At 71.0% G+C, this 14,050-nt stretch carries 9 protein-coding genes; 4 read left to right on the forward strand and 5 right to left on the reverse strand.

The genetic code is table 11. The features are described 5' to 3' along the window. Nucleotides 1-21 precede the first annotated feature (21 nt). Nucleotides 22-1,077 carry a hemolysin family protein gene (locus G5T42_RS01155; protein WP_165124300.1) on the reverse strand — a complete coding sequence of 352 codons (1,056 nt, stop codon included), beginning with the start codon at nucleotides 1,075-1,077 and terminating at the stop codon, nucleotides 22-24. After that, nucleotides 1,074-2,396: a hemolysin family protein gene (locus tag G5T42_RS01160; protein ID WP_165124302.1), complete on the reverse strand. Its 1,323-nt coding sequence runs from the start codon at nucleotides 2,394-2,396 to the stop codon at nucleotides 1,074-1,076. Before G5T42_RS01160 ends, G5T42_RS01155 begins: the two co-directional genes overlap by 4 nt. Nucleotides 2,397-2,685: 289 nt before the next feature. Here G5T42_RS01160 and G5T42_RS01165 point away from each other — a divergent pair, with 289 nt between their 5' ends. Then, nucleotides 2,686-3,807 (forward strand): YihY/virulence factor BrkB family protein, encoded by a 1,122-nt coding sequence (locus G5T42_RS01165; protein ID WP_165124305.1) that lies wholly within the window; start codon nucleotides 2,686-2,688, stop codon nucleotides 3,805-3,807. Here the strand turns inward: G5T42_RS01165 and G5T42_RS01170 are convergent. Continuing rightward, entirely contained in the window at nucleotides 3,797-5,260 is a 1,464-nt protein-coding gene (locus G5T42_RS01170; protein WP_165124308.1) for a GuaB1 family IMP dehydrogenase-related protein, read from the reverse strand. The genes G5T42_RS01165 and G5T42_RS01170 overlap by 11 nt on opposite strands. A 175-nt stretch (nucleotides 5,261-5,435) precedes the next feature. Here G5T42_RS01170 and G5T42_RS01175 point away from each other — a divergent pair, with 175 nt between their 5' ends. Next, complete coding sequence (locus G5T42_RS01175; protein ID WP_165124311.1) at nucleotides 5,436-9,164, forward strand: multifunctional oxoglutarate decarboxylase/oxoglutarate dehydrogenase thiamine pyrophosphate-binding subunit/dihydrolipoyllysine-residue succinyltransferase subunit; 3,729 nt, start codon at nucleotides 5,436-5,438, stop codon at nucleotides 9,162-9,164. A 177-nt stretch (nucleotides 9,165-9,341) separates the two neighbouring features. Here G5T42_RS01175 and G5T42_RS01180 read toward each other — a convergent pair whose 3' ends face one another. Together G5T42_RS01180 and G5T42_RS01185 are read right to left on the reverse strand one after the other, a co-directional pair. Continuing rightward, nucleotides 9,342-10,889: a glycerol-3-phosphate dehydrogenase/oxidase gene (locus G5T42_RS01180; protein ID WP_165124313.1), complete on the reverse strand. Its 1,548-nt coding sequence runs from the start codon at nucleotides 10,887-10,889 to the stop codon at nucleotides 9,342-9,344. Next, complete coding sequence (locus tag G5T42_RS01185; RefSeq protein ID WP_241245909.1) at nucleotides 10,886-11,479, reverse strand: TetR/AcrR family transcriptional regulator; 594 nt, start codon at nucleotides 11,477-11,479, stop codon at nucleotides 10,886-10,888. The genes G5T42_RS01180 and G5T42_RS01185 overlap by 4 nt, the downstream gene beginning before the upstream one ends. A gap of 35 nt (nucleotides 11,480-11,514) precedes the next feature. On the opposite strand from G5T42_RS01185, the gene G5T42_RS01190 reads away from it, so the two are divergent. Together G5T42_RS01190 and G5T42_RS01195 are read left to right on the forward strand one after the other, a co-directional pair. After that, the gene (locus G5T42_RS01190) at nucleotides 11,515-13,140 is read left to right on the forward strand and encodes an FAD-binding oxidoreductase (RefSeq protein ID WP_165124316.1); all 1,626 of its coding nucleotides are present in this window, start codon (nucleotides 11,515-11,517) and stop codon (nucleotides 13,138-13,140) included. Then, nucleotides 13,137-14,042 (forward strand): diacylglycerol kinase, encoded by a 906-nt coding sequence (locus G5T42_RS01195; protein WP_165124319.1) that lies wholly within the window; start codon nucleotides 13,137-13,139, stop codon nucleotides 14,040-14,042. Before G5T42_RS01190 ends, G5T42_RS01195 begins: the two co-directional genes overlap by 4 nt. Nucleotides 14,043-14,050: the final 8 nt, after the last annotated feature.

Raw genomic sequence — 14,050 nt, forward strand, 5'->3', positions numbered from 1 at the left:
ACCGCGCCGACCCGGCCGCCGTCAGCGCCGGCGGCGGGTCGCGTCCTGGATCTCGCCGATGAGCTCCTCGATGATGTCCTCGAGGAACAGCACGGCCGTCGTCTCGCCCGAGGTGTTGCGCACCTGAGCGAGGTGACGACCGGCGCGGCGCATCAGCGCGAGCGCATCCTCGAGGTCGGTCGTCTCGAGCACCGGCACCATGTGGTGGATGCGCTTGGCCGGGAGCGGGCGCACGACGTCGGCCGCGGCATCCGGTCCCTCGGCCGCGCGCAGCACGTCCTTGAGGTGCACGTACCCGACCGGCACCCCGTCGCCACCGACGATGACGTAGCGCGAGAAGCCGTGCTTCGACACGGCGCGCTCGATCTCGTCGGCGGTCGTCTGCTCGGGGAGCGTGACGAGGTCGACGAGCGGCACCGCGATGTCCTTGGCCTTCTTGTCGGTGAACTCCACGGCGGCCGCGACGGTGCCCGCCGTGTCGTCGAGCACCCCCTCGATCCGCGACTGGTTCACGATCGTGGCGACCTCGTCGAGCGTGAACGTCGAGGCGGCCTCGTCCTTCGGCTCGACGCGGAAGAGCCGCAGCACGCTGTTCGAGAGCCAGTTCAGCGACACGATGACGGGGTGGAAGACCTTCGACACCCACACGAGGGGGGTCGCGAGCATCAGCACGGCGCGATCGGGGACCGAGAACGCGAGGTTCTTCGGCACCATCTCGCCGAAGACGACGTGAAGGTACGACACGAGCACGAGCGCGACGATGAAGGCGATGATGTCGACCGTCGCCTCGCCGAGGCCCGTGAGGCCGAGCGGCTCGGCCAGCAGGTGGTGGATCGCCGGCTCCGAGACGTTCAGGATCAGCAGCGAGCAGATCGTGATGCCGAGCTGCGACGTCGCGAGCATGAGCGTCGCGTGCTCCATCGCGTAGAGCGCGGTCTTGGCCGAGCGCGAGCCCTTCTCAGCGAGCGGCTCGATCTGCGAGCGGCGGGCCGAGATGACGGCGAACTCGGCGCCGACGAAGAAGGCGTTCGCGACGAGGAGCACGAACAGCCAGGCGATGCCTGCCCAATCGCTCATCGGTCACCCCTCTCGTCGTCGGTCGACGGCATCGGCTTCGGCGTGAACCTCACCCGGTCGACGCGGCGGCCGTCCATGCGCTGCACCGCGAGGGTGCCGTCCTCGACCTCGACCTGGTCGCCGACCGTGGGGATGCGCTCGAGCACGCTCATGAGGTAGCCGCCCACGGTGTCGTAGACCTCGCCCTCGGGAACGCGGATGCCCGTGCGGTCGAGCAGCTCGTCGGGGCGCAGCTCGCCGGGGAACAGCACGTCGCCGTCGAGGCGGACGATCCCGGCGCGGCGGCGATCGTGCTCATCGAGCACTTCGCCGACGATCTCCTCGACGAGGTCTTCCAGCGTGACGACGCCCGCCGTCCCGCCGTACTCGTCGACGACGACGGCCATCTGGTAGCCGCGCGCGCGCAGCTCCGCGACGAGGACGTCGAGGTGAACCGCCTCGGGGACGCGCAGGGGCTCGGTCGCGAGCGCGGCGACGGGCACGTCGGTGCGACGATCGCGCGGCACGCCGACGGCGGCCTTCAGGTGCACGATGCCGACGATGTCGTCCATCGAGTCGTCGTAGACCGGGAACCGGCTGTGCCCCGTGCGCCGGGCGAGCTGGATCGCCTCTTCAGCGGAGTCGCCCGCCTGCAGGGCATGGATGCTGGGGCGCGGCGTCATGACGTCGGCCGTCGTCAGCCGGGCGAAGGTGAGGCTGCGGTCGAGGAGCGACGCGGTGTCCTCCTCGAGGACGCCGGCGCTGGCCGAGCGGCGGACGAGGCTCGAGAGCTCCTCGGCGGTGCGCGCGCCGGAGAGCTCCTCCTTCGGCTCGACCCCGACGGCGCGGAGCACGCCGTTGGCGCTGCCGTTGAGGACGACGATGGCCGGGCGGAACACCGTCGTGAACGCGACCTGGAAGGGCATCACGAGCTTCGCGGTCTGACGCGGGAGCGCGAGGGCGAAGTTCTTCGGCACGAGCTCACCGAGGATCATCGACAGGATCGTCGCGATCGCGATGCCGATGAACACCGAGATCGGTCCGACGAGGCCGGAGGGAAGGCCCCACGCCGTGAAGACCGGCGCGAGCAGGCTCGAGATCGCGGGCTCCATCGTGTAGCCCGTCAGGAGCGTGGTGAGCGTAATCCCGAGCTGCGCGCTGGACAGATGCGTCGAGGTGATCTTCAGCGCGCTGATCGTCAGGGAGAGGCGGGATTCGCCGCGGTCGCGCCGCGCCTCGAGGTCGGCTCGATCGAGATTGACGAGGGCGAACTCGCTCGCGACGAAGAGTCCGGTCCCCACGGTGAGCAGGAGCCCCACGCCCAGCATGACGTACTCCATCAGGCATCACCCCCGATCGTGATGGGGGCGGGTCGGTGGGGCGAACGTCTGCAACTAGGAGGGTCGTCCATCGTGCGCCAAGTCTACGGCAGGGCCTCACCGGTCGCCTGGACGACGGGTGGACGGATGCCTCGGGCCGAGGCATCCGTCGACAGTCCTCTTCATCCGGCGGACGTGTCAACCCCCTCTTTGCGGTGCGGCGCGGCGAACAGGATGGTGATCCTCGCACTCCCTCGCCGGCACACCTCGACAGCCCTTCACCAGCCTCAGGCACCGAACTGGAGAGACGATGAGCACGACGGACGAGCAGCGCAAGACCGACGAGGAGCAGATCCCTGACCCCGAGAACCCGGCGAAGCCGGACTCCCTCCGCGAGATCGACAAGCGATCGTGGAAGTACGTCGTCAAGAAGACACTGCGCGAGTTCTCCGACGACCAGTGCACCGACATCGCAGCCGGGCTCACGTACTTCGCGGTGCTCGCGCTCTTCCCCGCGCTGATCGCCGTGTTCTCGATCCTCGGCGTGATCGGTCAGGGCGAGTCGGCAGCCGAGGCGATCACGGGGATCATCCAGAGCTTCGCTCCGGACGCCGCCGACGCCCTCGACGGCCCGCTCAGCGACATCGCCAACTCGCCCGGCGCCGGCTTCGCCCTCATCTCGGGCATCGTGCTGGCGATCTGGGCCGCGTCCGGCTACGTCGGGGCGTTCAGCCGGGCCATGAACCGCATCTACGAGATCGAGGAGGGTCGCCCCTTCTGGAAGCTGAAGCCGGCACAGCTGCTCGTGACCGTGATCGGCATCGTGATGATCGCGATCGCCGCCATCATCCTCGTCGTCTCGGGCCCCGTCGCCGACGCGGTCGGCTCAGCGCTCGGTCTCGGGGATGTCGCGACCACGGTCTGGTCGATCCTGAAGTGGCCGGTGCTGGCATTCATCGTCGTGCTGATGGTCGCGATCCTGTACTACGCGACTCCGAACGCCAAGCAGCCGAAGTTCCGCTGGATCAGCCTGGGCTCGCTTCTCGCGATCCTCGTGCTCACGCTCGCGACGGTCGCCTTCGGCATCTACGTCACGAACTTCTCGAACTACGACCGCACGTACGGGTCGCTCGCCGGGATCGTGATCTTCCTGCTCTGGCTCTACATCGCCAACCTCGCCCTCCTCTTCGGCGCCGAGTTCGACGCCGAGCTGGAGCGCGGCCGACAGCTGCAGGGCGGGCTGCCCGCCGAGGAGACGCTTCAGCTGCCGCCGCGGGACGACCGCAAGATCAAGAAGGCGGAGAAGAAGGACAAGGAGGAGCTCGAGGAGGCGCGCAGCATCCGCGAGGAGCACTCCGACGACGACGAGAACGCGTCGCGTAGCGGCTCGCGTGACAGCTCGCGTGACGATGCGAACCGGCCTACCAGCTGACCGGCAGCGCCTTTCCCTCTTCGTAGCCGGCGGCCGACTGCAGGCCGACCCGCGCACGCTCGTGGAATTCGGGTACCGTGGCGGCGCCCGCGTAGGTGAACGAGGAGCGCACGCCCGAGGTGATCATGTCGAGCAGGTCCTCGAGGCTCGGGCGCAGCGGGTCGAGGTAGATCTTCGACGACGAGATGCCCTCGGCGAAGAGCTCCTTGCGGGCGAGCTCGTAGGGGTCGAGGCGTCCGAAGCGCTCGTGCACGGCCTTCGTCGACGCCATCCCCCACGACTCCTTGTAGGCCCGGCCGGCGCCGTCGACCTGCAGCTCGCCGGGAGCCTCGATCGTGCCGGCGAACCAGGAGCCGATCATGACGGATGCCGCGCCCGCCGCGAGCGCGAGGGCCACGTCGCGCGGGTAGCGCACGCCGCCATCCGCCCACACGTGCGCGCCCATGACGCGCGCGGCCTCGGCGGTCTCGAGCACCGCCGAGAACTGCGGCCGGCCGACCGCGGTCATCATGCGAGTCGTGCACATCGCGCCCGGTCCCACGCCCACCTTCAGGATGTCGGCGCCGGCGGCGACGAGATCGTGCACGCCTTCGGCGGTCACGACGTTGCCGGCGGCGATCGGGATGCCGAGGCCGAGCTCGGCGACCGCCTGCAGCGCCCTCAGCATGCCCTCCTGGTGGCCGTGCGCGGTGTCGACGACGAGGACGTCGACCCCCGCTGCGGCGAGCGCCTGCGCCTTGGCCGCGACGTCGCCGTTGATGCCGACGGCAGCAGCGACGCCGAGGCGCCCGTTCGCGTCGACGGCCGGCCGATACAGGGTGGACCGCAGCGCGGTGCGGCGAGAGAGCGTGCCGACGAGGAAGCCGTGGTGGAGGATGCAGACCGTCTCGGCGCGCGCGCCGACGATGAGGTCGAAGGCGTGGCGCGGGGTCTCGACATCGTCGGCGTCGATCGATGCCGCATGGCCGCGGGCGAGGTCGCCGAGGCGGGCGTCGGGCAGCGCCGTGCCCAGACGCGTCGCCGGGATCACGCCGAGGATCTCCTCGATGCGGATGCCCTGGGGGTGGGTCCCCGCCGGAGCGACGACGATGCCGTGCCCCTCCGTCGCCGGGAGCAGCCGGGCGGCGTCGGCGACGGTGGCCTCCGGGGGAAGCACGAGAGGCGTGTCCCAGAGGACGGGCTGCGCCTTGACCCAGCGGATCGCGGCATCCAGTTCCTGAAGCGGCATGTCCTGCGGCAGCACGCCCAGGCCGCCGCGCCGAGCGAGGGTCGCCGCGAGGCGCGCGCCGGTCACGGAGTTCATGTTGGCCGAGACGAGGGGGATCGTCGCCGGGGTGCCGTCGCGCGGCGCGAGGTCGACATCGAGGCGGCTCGTGACCGAGGACCTGCGCGGCACCAGGAAGACGTCCGAGTAGGTCAGGTCGACGTCGGGCCGCTCACCGTAGAACTCCACGCATCAAGGCTAGTGATTCCTGCCTGTGGGAATAATGATGGCGATTCTTCCGCTGCGCGGACCTTCTGCCCCGGGAACCCCTCGACAGACTGGGTTAGGCTTAACAGTCGTGCGTGTGGGCGTATTCAGCCCCGCACGTTCAGTGATCTTCACCGATGAAAGCAGGCGATCCAGCGTGTCTAGCCAGGTGACGGGCGTCGGAGTTTCGAACGAGGGAGAGTTCGGAGCGAACGAGTGGCTCGTCGAGGAGCTGTACGAGCAATTCAAGATCGACAGGAACTCGGTGGACAAGGCGTGGTGGCCGATCCTCGAGAACTATCACCCGGTCGATGAGGCGGCGCCGGCGGTGCCCGCAGCTCCATCAGCTCCGGCCTCCGAGGCGGCGGCGCCCACGCAGGCTCAGCCCGGTGCGTCCGAGCCACGTCCCGTGACCGCCCCCATCCCCGTCATCGGCGCACAGCCGGTCGCGCGCACGACCGCGAAGCCGGCGGCGAACCAGCCGATCCCCGCGCAGGCGCCGGCTGCCGTGCCCTCCACGGGAGAGGCATCCACCGAAGAAGATCAGGTCACGGTCCTCCGCGGCATGACCAAGACGCTCGCCGCCAACATGGACGAGTCGCTGACCGTGCCGACCGCGACGAGCGTGCGCACCGTCCCGGCGAAGCTCATGATCGACAACCGGATCGTGATCAACAACCACATGGCCCGCACTCGCGGCGGCAAGGTGAGCTTCACGCACCTCATCGGCTGGGCCATCATCCGGGCGCTCAAGGAGTTCCCGAGCCAGAACGTGTTCTACGCCGAGATCGACGGCAAGCCCTCGGTCGTCGCGCCCGCGCACGTCAACCTCGGCATCGCGATCGATCTTCCGAAGCCCGACGGCACGCGCTCGCTCCTCGTGCCGAGCATCAAGCGCGCCGACACCCTCACCTTCGGCGAGTACCTGGCCTCCTACGAAGACCTCATCTCGCGCGCACGCGGCAACAAGCTGACGGCGGGCGACTTCCAGGGCACGACGATCTCGCTCACGAACCCGGGCGGCATCGGCACCGTCCACTCGGTCCCCCGCCTGATGAAGGGGCAGGGATGCATCGTGGGCGCCGGCGCTCTCGAGTACCCCGCCGAGTTCCAGGGCTCGAGCGAGAAGACGCTCGTCGAGCTCGGCATCGGAAAGACGATCACCCTCACGAGCACCTACGACCACCGCGTCATCCAGGGCGCCGGCTCGGGCGAGTTCCTCAAGAAGGTGCACGAGCTGCTCATCGGGCAGCGCAACTTCTACGAAGACATCTTTGCGGCGCTGCGGATCCCGTACGCGCCGATCCACTGGGCGAGCGACATCAACGTCGACATTGCCGAGCGCGTCGACAAGACCGCCCGCGTGCAGGAGCTCATCAACTCCTTCCGGGTCCGCGGCCACCTCATGGCCGACATCGACCCGCTCGAGTACGTGCAGCGCACCCACCCCGATCTCGAGATCGAGAACCACGGCCTGACCTTCTGGGACCTCGACCGCGAGTTCGTCACCGGCGGCTTCGGCGGCAAGCGCATCATGAAGCTGCGCGACATCCTCGGCGTCCTGCGCGACTCCTACTGCCGCACGATCGGCATCGAGTACATGCACATCCAGGACCCGGGCCAGCGCGCCTGGTTCCAGGAGCACGTCGAGATCAAGTACCAGAAGCCCGGCCACGACGAGCAGCTGCGCATCCTGTCGAAGCTCAACGAGGCCGAGGCGTTCGAGACGTTCCTGCAGACCAAGTACGTCGGTCAGAAGCGCTTCAGCCTCGAGGGCGGCGAGTCCCTCATCCCGCTCCTCGACGAGATCCTCCAGGGCGCCGCACAGTCGGGCCTCGACGGCGCGGCCATCGGCATGGCCCACCGCGGCCGCCTCAACGTGCTGACGAACATCGCCGGCAAGACGTACGGCCAGGTCTTCCGCGAGTTCGAGGGCTCGGTCGCCGTGGGCAGCAAGAGCGGGTCGGGCGACGTCAAGTACCACCTCGGCACCGAGGGAACCTTCGTCGCCGACGGCGGCGACGAGCTCCCCGTGCTCCTCGCGGCCAACCCGTCGCACCTCGAGACCGTCGACGGCGTGCTCGAGGGCATCACCCGCGCGAAGCAGGACCGCAAGCCCATCGGCACGTTCTCCTGGCTGCCGATCCTCGTCCACGGCGACGCGGCCTTCGCGGGCCAGGGCGTCGTCGTCGAGACGCTGCAGATGTCGCAGCTGCGCGGCTACCGCACGGGCGGCACGATCCACGTCGTCGTCAACAACCAGGTCGGCTTCACGACGGTCCCCGGCGACGCGCGCAGCTCGATCTACGCGACCGACGTCGCCAAGACGATCCAGGCGCCGATCTTCCACGTGAACGGGGACGACCCCGAGGCCGTCGTCCGCGTCGCACAGCTCGCCTTCGCCTACCGCGAGCAGTTCCACCGCGACGTCGTGATCGACCTCGTCTGCTACCGCCGGCGCGGACACAACGAGGGCGACGATCCCTCGATGACGCAGCCGCTCATGACGAACCTCATCGAGGCGAAGCGCTCCGTCCGGCGGCTGTACACCGAGGCCCTCGTCGGTCGCGGCGACATCACCGAGGAGGAGTACGAGAAGGCGAAGCTCGACTTCCAGAACGGCCTCGAGGTGGCGTTCGCCGAGACGCACGCCGCCCAGACGGGCACGCACCCGGTCGTCCCGGATGCCGAGGCATCCGCCCCCGTCTCGGGAGCCCCTGAGACGACCGGCGTGCCCACTGAGATCGTGCAGCTCATCGGCGACGCCTTCGTCAACAAGCCCGACGGCTTCACGGTGCATCCGAAGCTCCAGCAGCTGCTCGACAAGCGCCTCGACATGAGCCGCAACGGCGGCATCGACTGGGCCTTCGGCGAGCTCCTCGCTTTCGGCTCGCTGCTCATCGAGGGCACGAACGTCCGCCTCGCGGGTCAGGATGCGCGCCGCGGCACCTTCGTGCAGCGCCACGCCGTCCTCCACGACCGGGCGAACGGCCAGGAGTGGATCCCGCTGGCGAACCTCGGCGACAGCCAGGGACGCTTCTGGGTCTACGACTCGCTGCTCAGCGAGTACGCCGCGATGGGCTTCGAGTACGGCTACTCCGTCGAGCGCGCCGACTCGCTCGTCCTGTGGGAGGCGCAGTTCGGCGACTTCGCCAACGGCGCCCAGTCGGTCATCGACGAGTACATCTCGGCGGCCGAGCAGAAGTGGGGCCAGCAGTCGAGCGTCGTGCTGCTCCTCCCCCACGGCTACGAGGGTCAGGGACCCGACCACTCGTCGGCCCGCATCGAGCGGTACCTGTCGCTGTGCGCGCAGGACAACATGACCGTCGCCCGCCCCTCGACCCCGGCGTCGTACTTCCACCTGCTGCGCCGGCAGGCCTACGCACGGCCCCGGCGGCCGCTCATCGTCTTCACGCCGAAGGCGATGCTGCGCCTCCGCGGGGCGACCAGCAAGGTCGAGGATTTCGTCAACGGGACCTTCCAGCCCGTGCTCGACGACGACCGCGGCGTCGACAAGGGCGCCGTCACGCGCGTGCTCCTGCACGCCGGCAAGATCCACTGGGATCTGCGCGCGGAGCTCGAGAAGAACCCCAACCCCGAGGTCGCGCTCGTGCGCCTCGAGCAGTTCTACCCGGCGCCGATCCAGGAGCTGAACGCCGTCATCGACAGCTACCCGAACGCGCAGCTGTACTGGGTGCAGGACGAGCCCGAGAACCAGGGTGCCTGGCCGTTCATCGCGCTCGAGGTCGTCAAGCACCTGCACGGCCGCACGATCCGCCGCATCTCGCGCAGCGCCGCGGCCTCGCCCGCGACGGGCTCGCCCAAGGTGCACGCGGTCGAGCACGCCGAGCTGATGAAGAAGGCGCTCACCACGACGTCACGCTGACGCCCGCGACACATCCTGCGAGGGCCGCTGCCGTTCCGGCAGCGGCCCTCGCTGTCGGTCGGCGCCGCCCGCCTCCCGGGCCCGGCTGTGCCCAGCGCCACAGTTTCCTGCGAGCGCCACGTCGGCCGACGTGGCGCTCGCAGGAAAGTGTCTCCGTCGGGTGAAGCGCGCGACGGCTCAGGCCGGATCGACGCCGGCCCGAGCGAAGGCGGCGGCCGCGGCATCCATCGACTCGTCCCGATCAGCCGCGACCAGCCCGAGGCGGGTGCGGCGGTCGAGCAGATCGTCGATCGTGAGGGCTCCCTCGACGGCGACCCCCCACTGCAGCTCCTGGGCGGTGACACCTCGGGCCGCGCCCGGGCCGTCGGGGAGGGATGCCGCGAAAGGGGCTTCCGCGCCGAATCGGCGCACGAATCGCCCCGGCGCGGCGATCTCGCCCAGGCGCGCCCGTGGCCAGGCGCCGACGAGGGCAAGCGTCCGCGTCACGGACGGCCGAGCCGGGAGCAGCCGACGGCGGATCGCCTCGTCGATGCCGTCCTCGGCCATCCGCCGGTACGTCGTGAGCTTGCCGCCGACCACGGTGAGCACGCCGCTGGACGATTCGATGATCGCGTGGCGCCGGGAGAGGTCGCTCGTCTCGCCGTCGTCGTGCGCCGACGTCAGGAGCGGGCGGAGCCCGGCGTACGTGCCCACGACGTCGTCGCGCGTCAGCGGCTCGGCGAGGACGGAGCCGACCGTGTCGAGGAGGAGGTCGATCTCAGGGTCGGTCGCGCGCGGCACGTCGGGGATCGGCCCGTCTGCCGGCACGTCGGTGAGGCCGATGTAGGTCCGACCATGCTGCGCGGGGAGCGTGAAGACGAAGCGGCTCCGCGAGCCGGCCACCGGCACCGTGAGCGACACGTCGGAGCCCCCGAGGCGCGCGGACTCGACGACGAGGTGGGTGCCGCGGCTCGGTCGCAGCCGCACGTCGGGGTCGAGCTCGCCCGCCCACACCCCCGTCGCGTTCACGACAGCGCGTGCCTCCAGGTCGAACTGCTCCCCAGTGAGCTCATCGCGCAGGCGCACGCGATCGCCCGATGCCGCGACGGCAGCGACGCGCGTGAGGACGGATGCCCCGTGCCCCGCCGCCGTCCGGGCGACGCCGATGACCAGCCGCGAGTCGTCGATCAGCTGGCCGTCCCAGCCGCGCATCGCACCGCGCAGCCCGTCGCGCCGCACGGCGGGCACGAGGCCGAGCGTCGCAGCGACGCCGATCGGCCCCGGCGAGCGCAGGACCGCGTCGGGCGTGCCGACGAAGCGCCGGAGGCCGTCGCCGAGTCCGTACCCCATGCCGATGAACGCGCCCTGCGACAGGTGGCCGGGCGCGTACAGCGGCAGCACCTGAGCGAGGGGCCTCGTGAGGTGCGGGGCGATGCGGGTGAGGAGCAGATGGCGCTCCGCCGCGCTCTCGTGCGCGATGCCGAGCTGACCCGAGGCGAGGTAGCGCAGGCCGCCGTGGACGAGCTTGGAGCTCCAGCGGCTCGTGCCGTGCGCGAGGTCGTGGCGCTCGACGAGCACCGTCCGCAGGCCTCGGGTCGCGGCATCCAGCGCGAGCCCCGCCCCGGTGATGCCGCCGCCGATCACGACGACGTCGACGCGGGGACCGTCGGCCAGCCGGCGCAGCTCGGCCGAGCGCCGGGCGGCGTTCAGCGTGGACGCGAAGGGCGTGCGGCCGACGACCCTCATCGCAGGTATCCCTCGAGGGCCCGCGTCAGCTCGACGGACCAGGCGTCGGGCGGCAGCCATTCCTCGACGAGGGGCGCGGAGAGCACTGCCGACTGGGCGATGAGCAGGACGGTCGCGGAAAGCGCGTCGGGGTCGCCCGTGCGCACGAAGCCGTCCGCCTGACCGGCGCGCAGGCGTCGGGCGAGGTCGGTGTGGATCGCCCGCTGGCTCGTCCCGAGGCGCGTGAGGACATAACGGCCGAGAAGTTCGGGGTCGGTGTCGCGCAGGCGGCGGAGCAGAGGCATCCGTCGCACCCTTCCGGCGGTGGAGACGAGCAGGGCCACGAGCTCCTCGAGGTCGCCCGGACCGTCGTCGGCGGGAAGAGCTGCGATGAGCTCGCGCGTCACGAGTGCGGCGAAGACCGACTGCGCGTCGGGCCAGTACCGGTACAGGGTCTGGCGCGAGACCCCGGCCCGGCGGGCGATGTCGGATGCCGTCGTCCGGCGGATCCCGTGGGCGATCACCTCCGCGAGCGCGGCGTCGAGCAGAGCCGTCTCGGTCTCGGCGGTCGCTCCCCGCGGGGCGGCGGAGCGGGTCGGCATCGATGCCATGTGACAACCATACAGAATGTGTCATACTGTCGCCCATGTCATCGTCGACGTCGCCGCTCGCGATCCCTCGCGCGGCGCCGCGCTCGGACTGGGATGTCTGGGGCGACGAGCCGGCGAAGCTTCCAGCGGGCGCGCGCGCGATCATCGCGACCGTCCTGCCCGGCAAGGCGCATCCGGTCCCGCGGCGGAGCACGCCGATCCTCACCGCCTCCCGGATGGGCAACGACGACCTCGACGCTCTCGCTGCCATCGTGGGCGCCGGCCATGCGACCCGGGACGACGCCGCGCGGATGCTCCACCTCGGTGGGAAGAGCACCCCCGACCTCCTCGCGCGCCGCCTCGGAGACCCGCAGCCGGCTCCCGATGCCGTGGTCTCCCCCGCGTCCCACGCCGAGGTGCTGGGCGTCCTCCGGGTGTGCGTCGAACGCCGCATCGCCGTCGTGCCATTCGGCGGCGGCACGAGCGTCGTCGGGGGTGTCGACCCGGAGCCCGGCGCGCACGATCTGGTCATCGCCCTCGATCTCGCCCGCACTGCCGCCCTCCTGAGCATCGACGAGACGTCGCTGCTGGCCACGTTCGGCGCCGGCACGACGGGCCCGCAGGCCGAGGAGCTCCTCGCCGCACGCGGCTACACGATCGGCCACTTCCCGCAGAGCTTCCGCTACGCCTCGATCGGCGGATTCGCGGCCACGCGCTCGAGCGGGCAGGCCTCGCGCGGGTACGGACGCTTCGACGACCTCGTGCATTCCCTCCGCGTCGCGAGCCCCGCGGGTGAGCTCACCCTCGGCCGCGCCCCGGCGAGCGCGGCCGGACCCGACCTCCGCGAGCTGTTCCTCGGGTCGGAGGGCGCGTTCGGGGTCCTCACCGAGGTCGCGGTGCGCATCCGGCCCGTGCCGGCGGCGACGGCGTACGGCGCGTGGACATTCCCCGACTTCGAGTCGGGCGCGGCCGCCTTCCGCGAAGCGACGCAGCGCGGCATCCGTCCCACCGTCCTCCGCCTGAGCGACGCGTCGGAGACTCGCGTCAACGCGACGCTCGGCGGCCACCTCACGCGCATGCGCGGGTGTCTCGCGGTCGCGACCTTCGAAGGGGCGACGGATGCCGAGGCCCGCGGCGCTCGCGATGCCGTGGACGCCGTCTTCACGACGCATGGCGGCAAGTCCCGTGGTGAGGACCCGGCTCGCTCGTGGGAGCGGGGACGCTTCGCCTCACCGGCCCTGCGCGACACGCTCCTGGACATCGGTGTCCTCGCCGAGACCCTCGAGACGGCGACGACGTGGGCGCAGCTTCCCGACCTCAAGGCGGCGGTGACCCGCGCCCTGGCCGACGCCCTGGGCGCGGAGGGCACGAAGCCCGTCGTGATGTGCCACATCTCGCACGTGTACCCGGCAGGCGCGTCGCTCTACTTCACCGTCATCGCGGCGCTCACGACCGATCCCGCCGGTCAGTGGCGGCGGGCGAAGGATGCCGCGTCCCTCGCGATCGGCTCGGCCGGCGGCACGATCACCCACCACCACGCCGTCGGACGCGACCACCGACCGTACCTCGAGACCGAGATCGGCCTGCTCGGCGTCGCGGCGCTGCGTGCCGTCAAGGATGTCTTCGACCCCACCGGGATCATGAACCCGGGAGTCCTCGTCCCGCCGCGGCCGGGCGCATGAACGTCACGCTGCTCGTCAACCCTGCGGCCCGATCGGGCGCCTCGACGGGCGCCGCCACGGACGCCGCCGAACGCCTGCGCGCGCACGGCGTGCAGACGACGGTCGTCAGCGGCGGAAGTGCGTCCGAGTCCCGTGCGCTGCTGCACACGGCGATCCAGCTCGGCACGGACGCCGTCGTCGTCGCGGGAGGCGACGGAACGGTGGGCCTCGCCGTGCAGGAGCTCGCCGGCACCGGCGTTCCGCTCGGCATCGTGCCGTCCGGCACCGGCAACGATTTCGCGGGCGCCCTCGGGCTGCGCGAGCTGGAGGTCGAGGGTGCGGCGGCCCTCATCGCCGCCGGGACGACGCGAACGCTCGACGTCGCGCGCATCACACGGGGGGACGGCAGCACGCAGCACTTCGCCTCCGTGCTCGCGAGCGGCTTCGACTCGAAGGTCAACGACCGCGCGAACGCCATGTCGTGGCCGCGGGGCGAGTCGCGCTACACGATGGCGATCGCCCTCGAGTTCCTGCGGCTGCGCGGCATCCCGTTCCTCGTCGAGCTCCGACTCGCCGACGGATCGACGGAGCGCATCGACGGAGACCTCGTGATGGCCACGGTCGGCAACACCAGCATGTACGGCGGCGGCATCCCGATCTGCCCCGATGCGGATCCGGGCGACGGCCTGCTCGACGTGACGCTCGTGCGCCCCTCGGGTCGGCTGCGCCTCGCGCGGCTGATCCCCCGCTTCTACCGGGGCACGCACACGACGGCGGCCGAGGTGCTCGTGCGGCGAGTCACCTCGATCTCGCTCGCCTCACCCGGCGTCACGGCGTATGCCGACGGCGATCCCGTCGGTCCGCTGCCGCTCACGATCGACGTCGTGCCGGGCGCGCTCAGGGTCTTCGCTCCCGCACCGTGACGGCGACG

It is taken from the genome of Microbacterium sp. 4R-513 (genome assembly GCF_011046485.1).
Classification (GTDB): domain Bacteria; phylum Actinomycetota; class Actinomycetes; order Actinomycetales; family Microbacteriaceae; genus Microbacterium.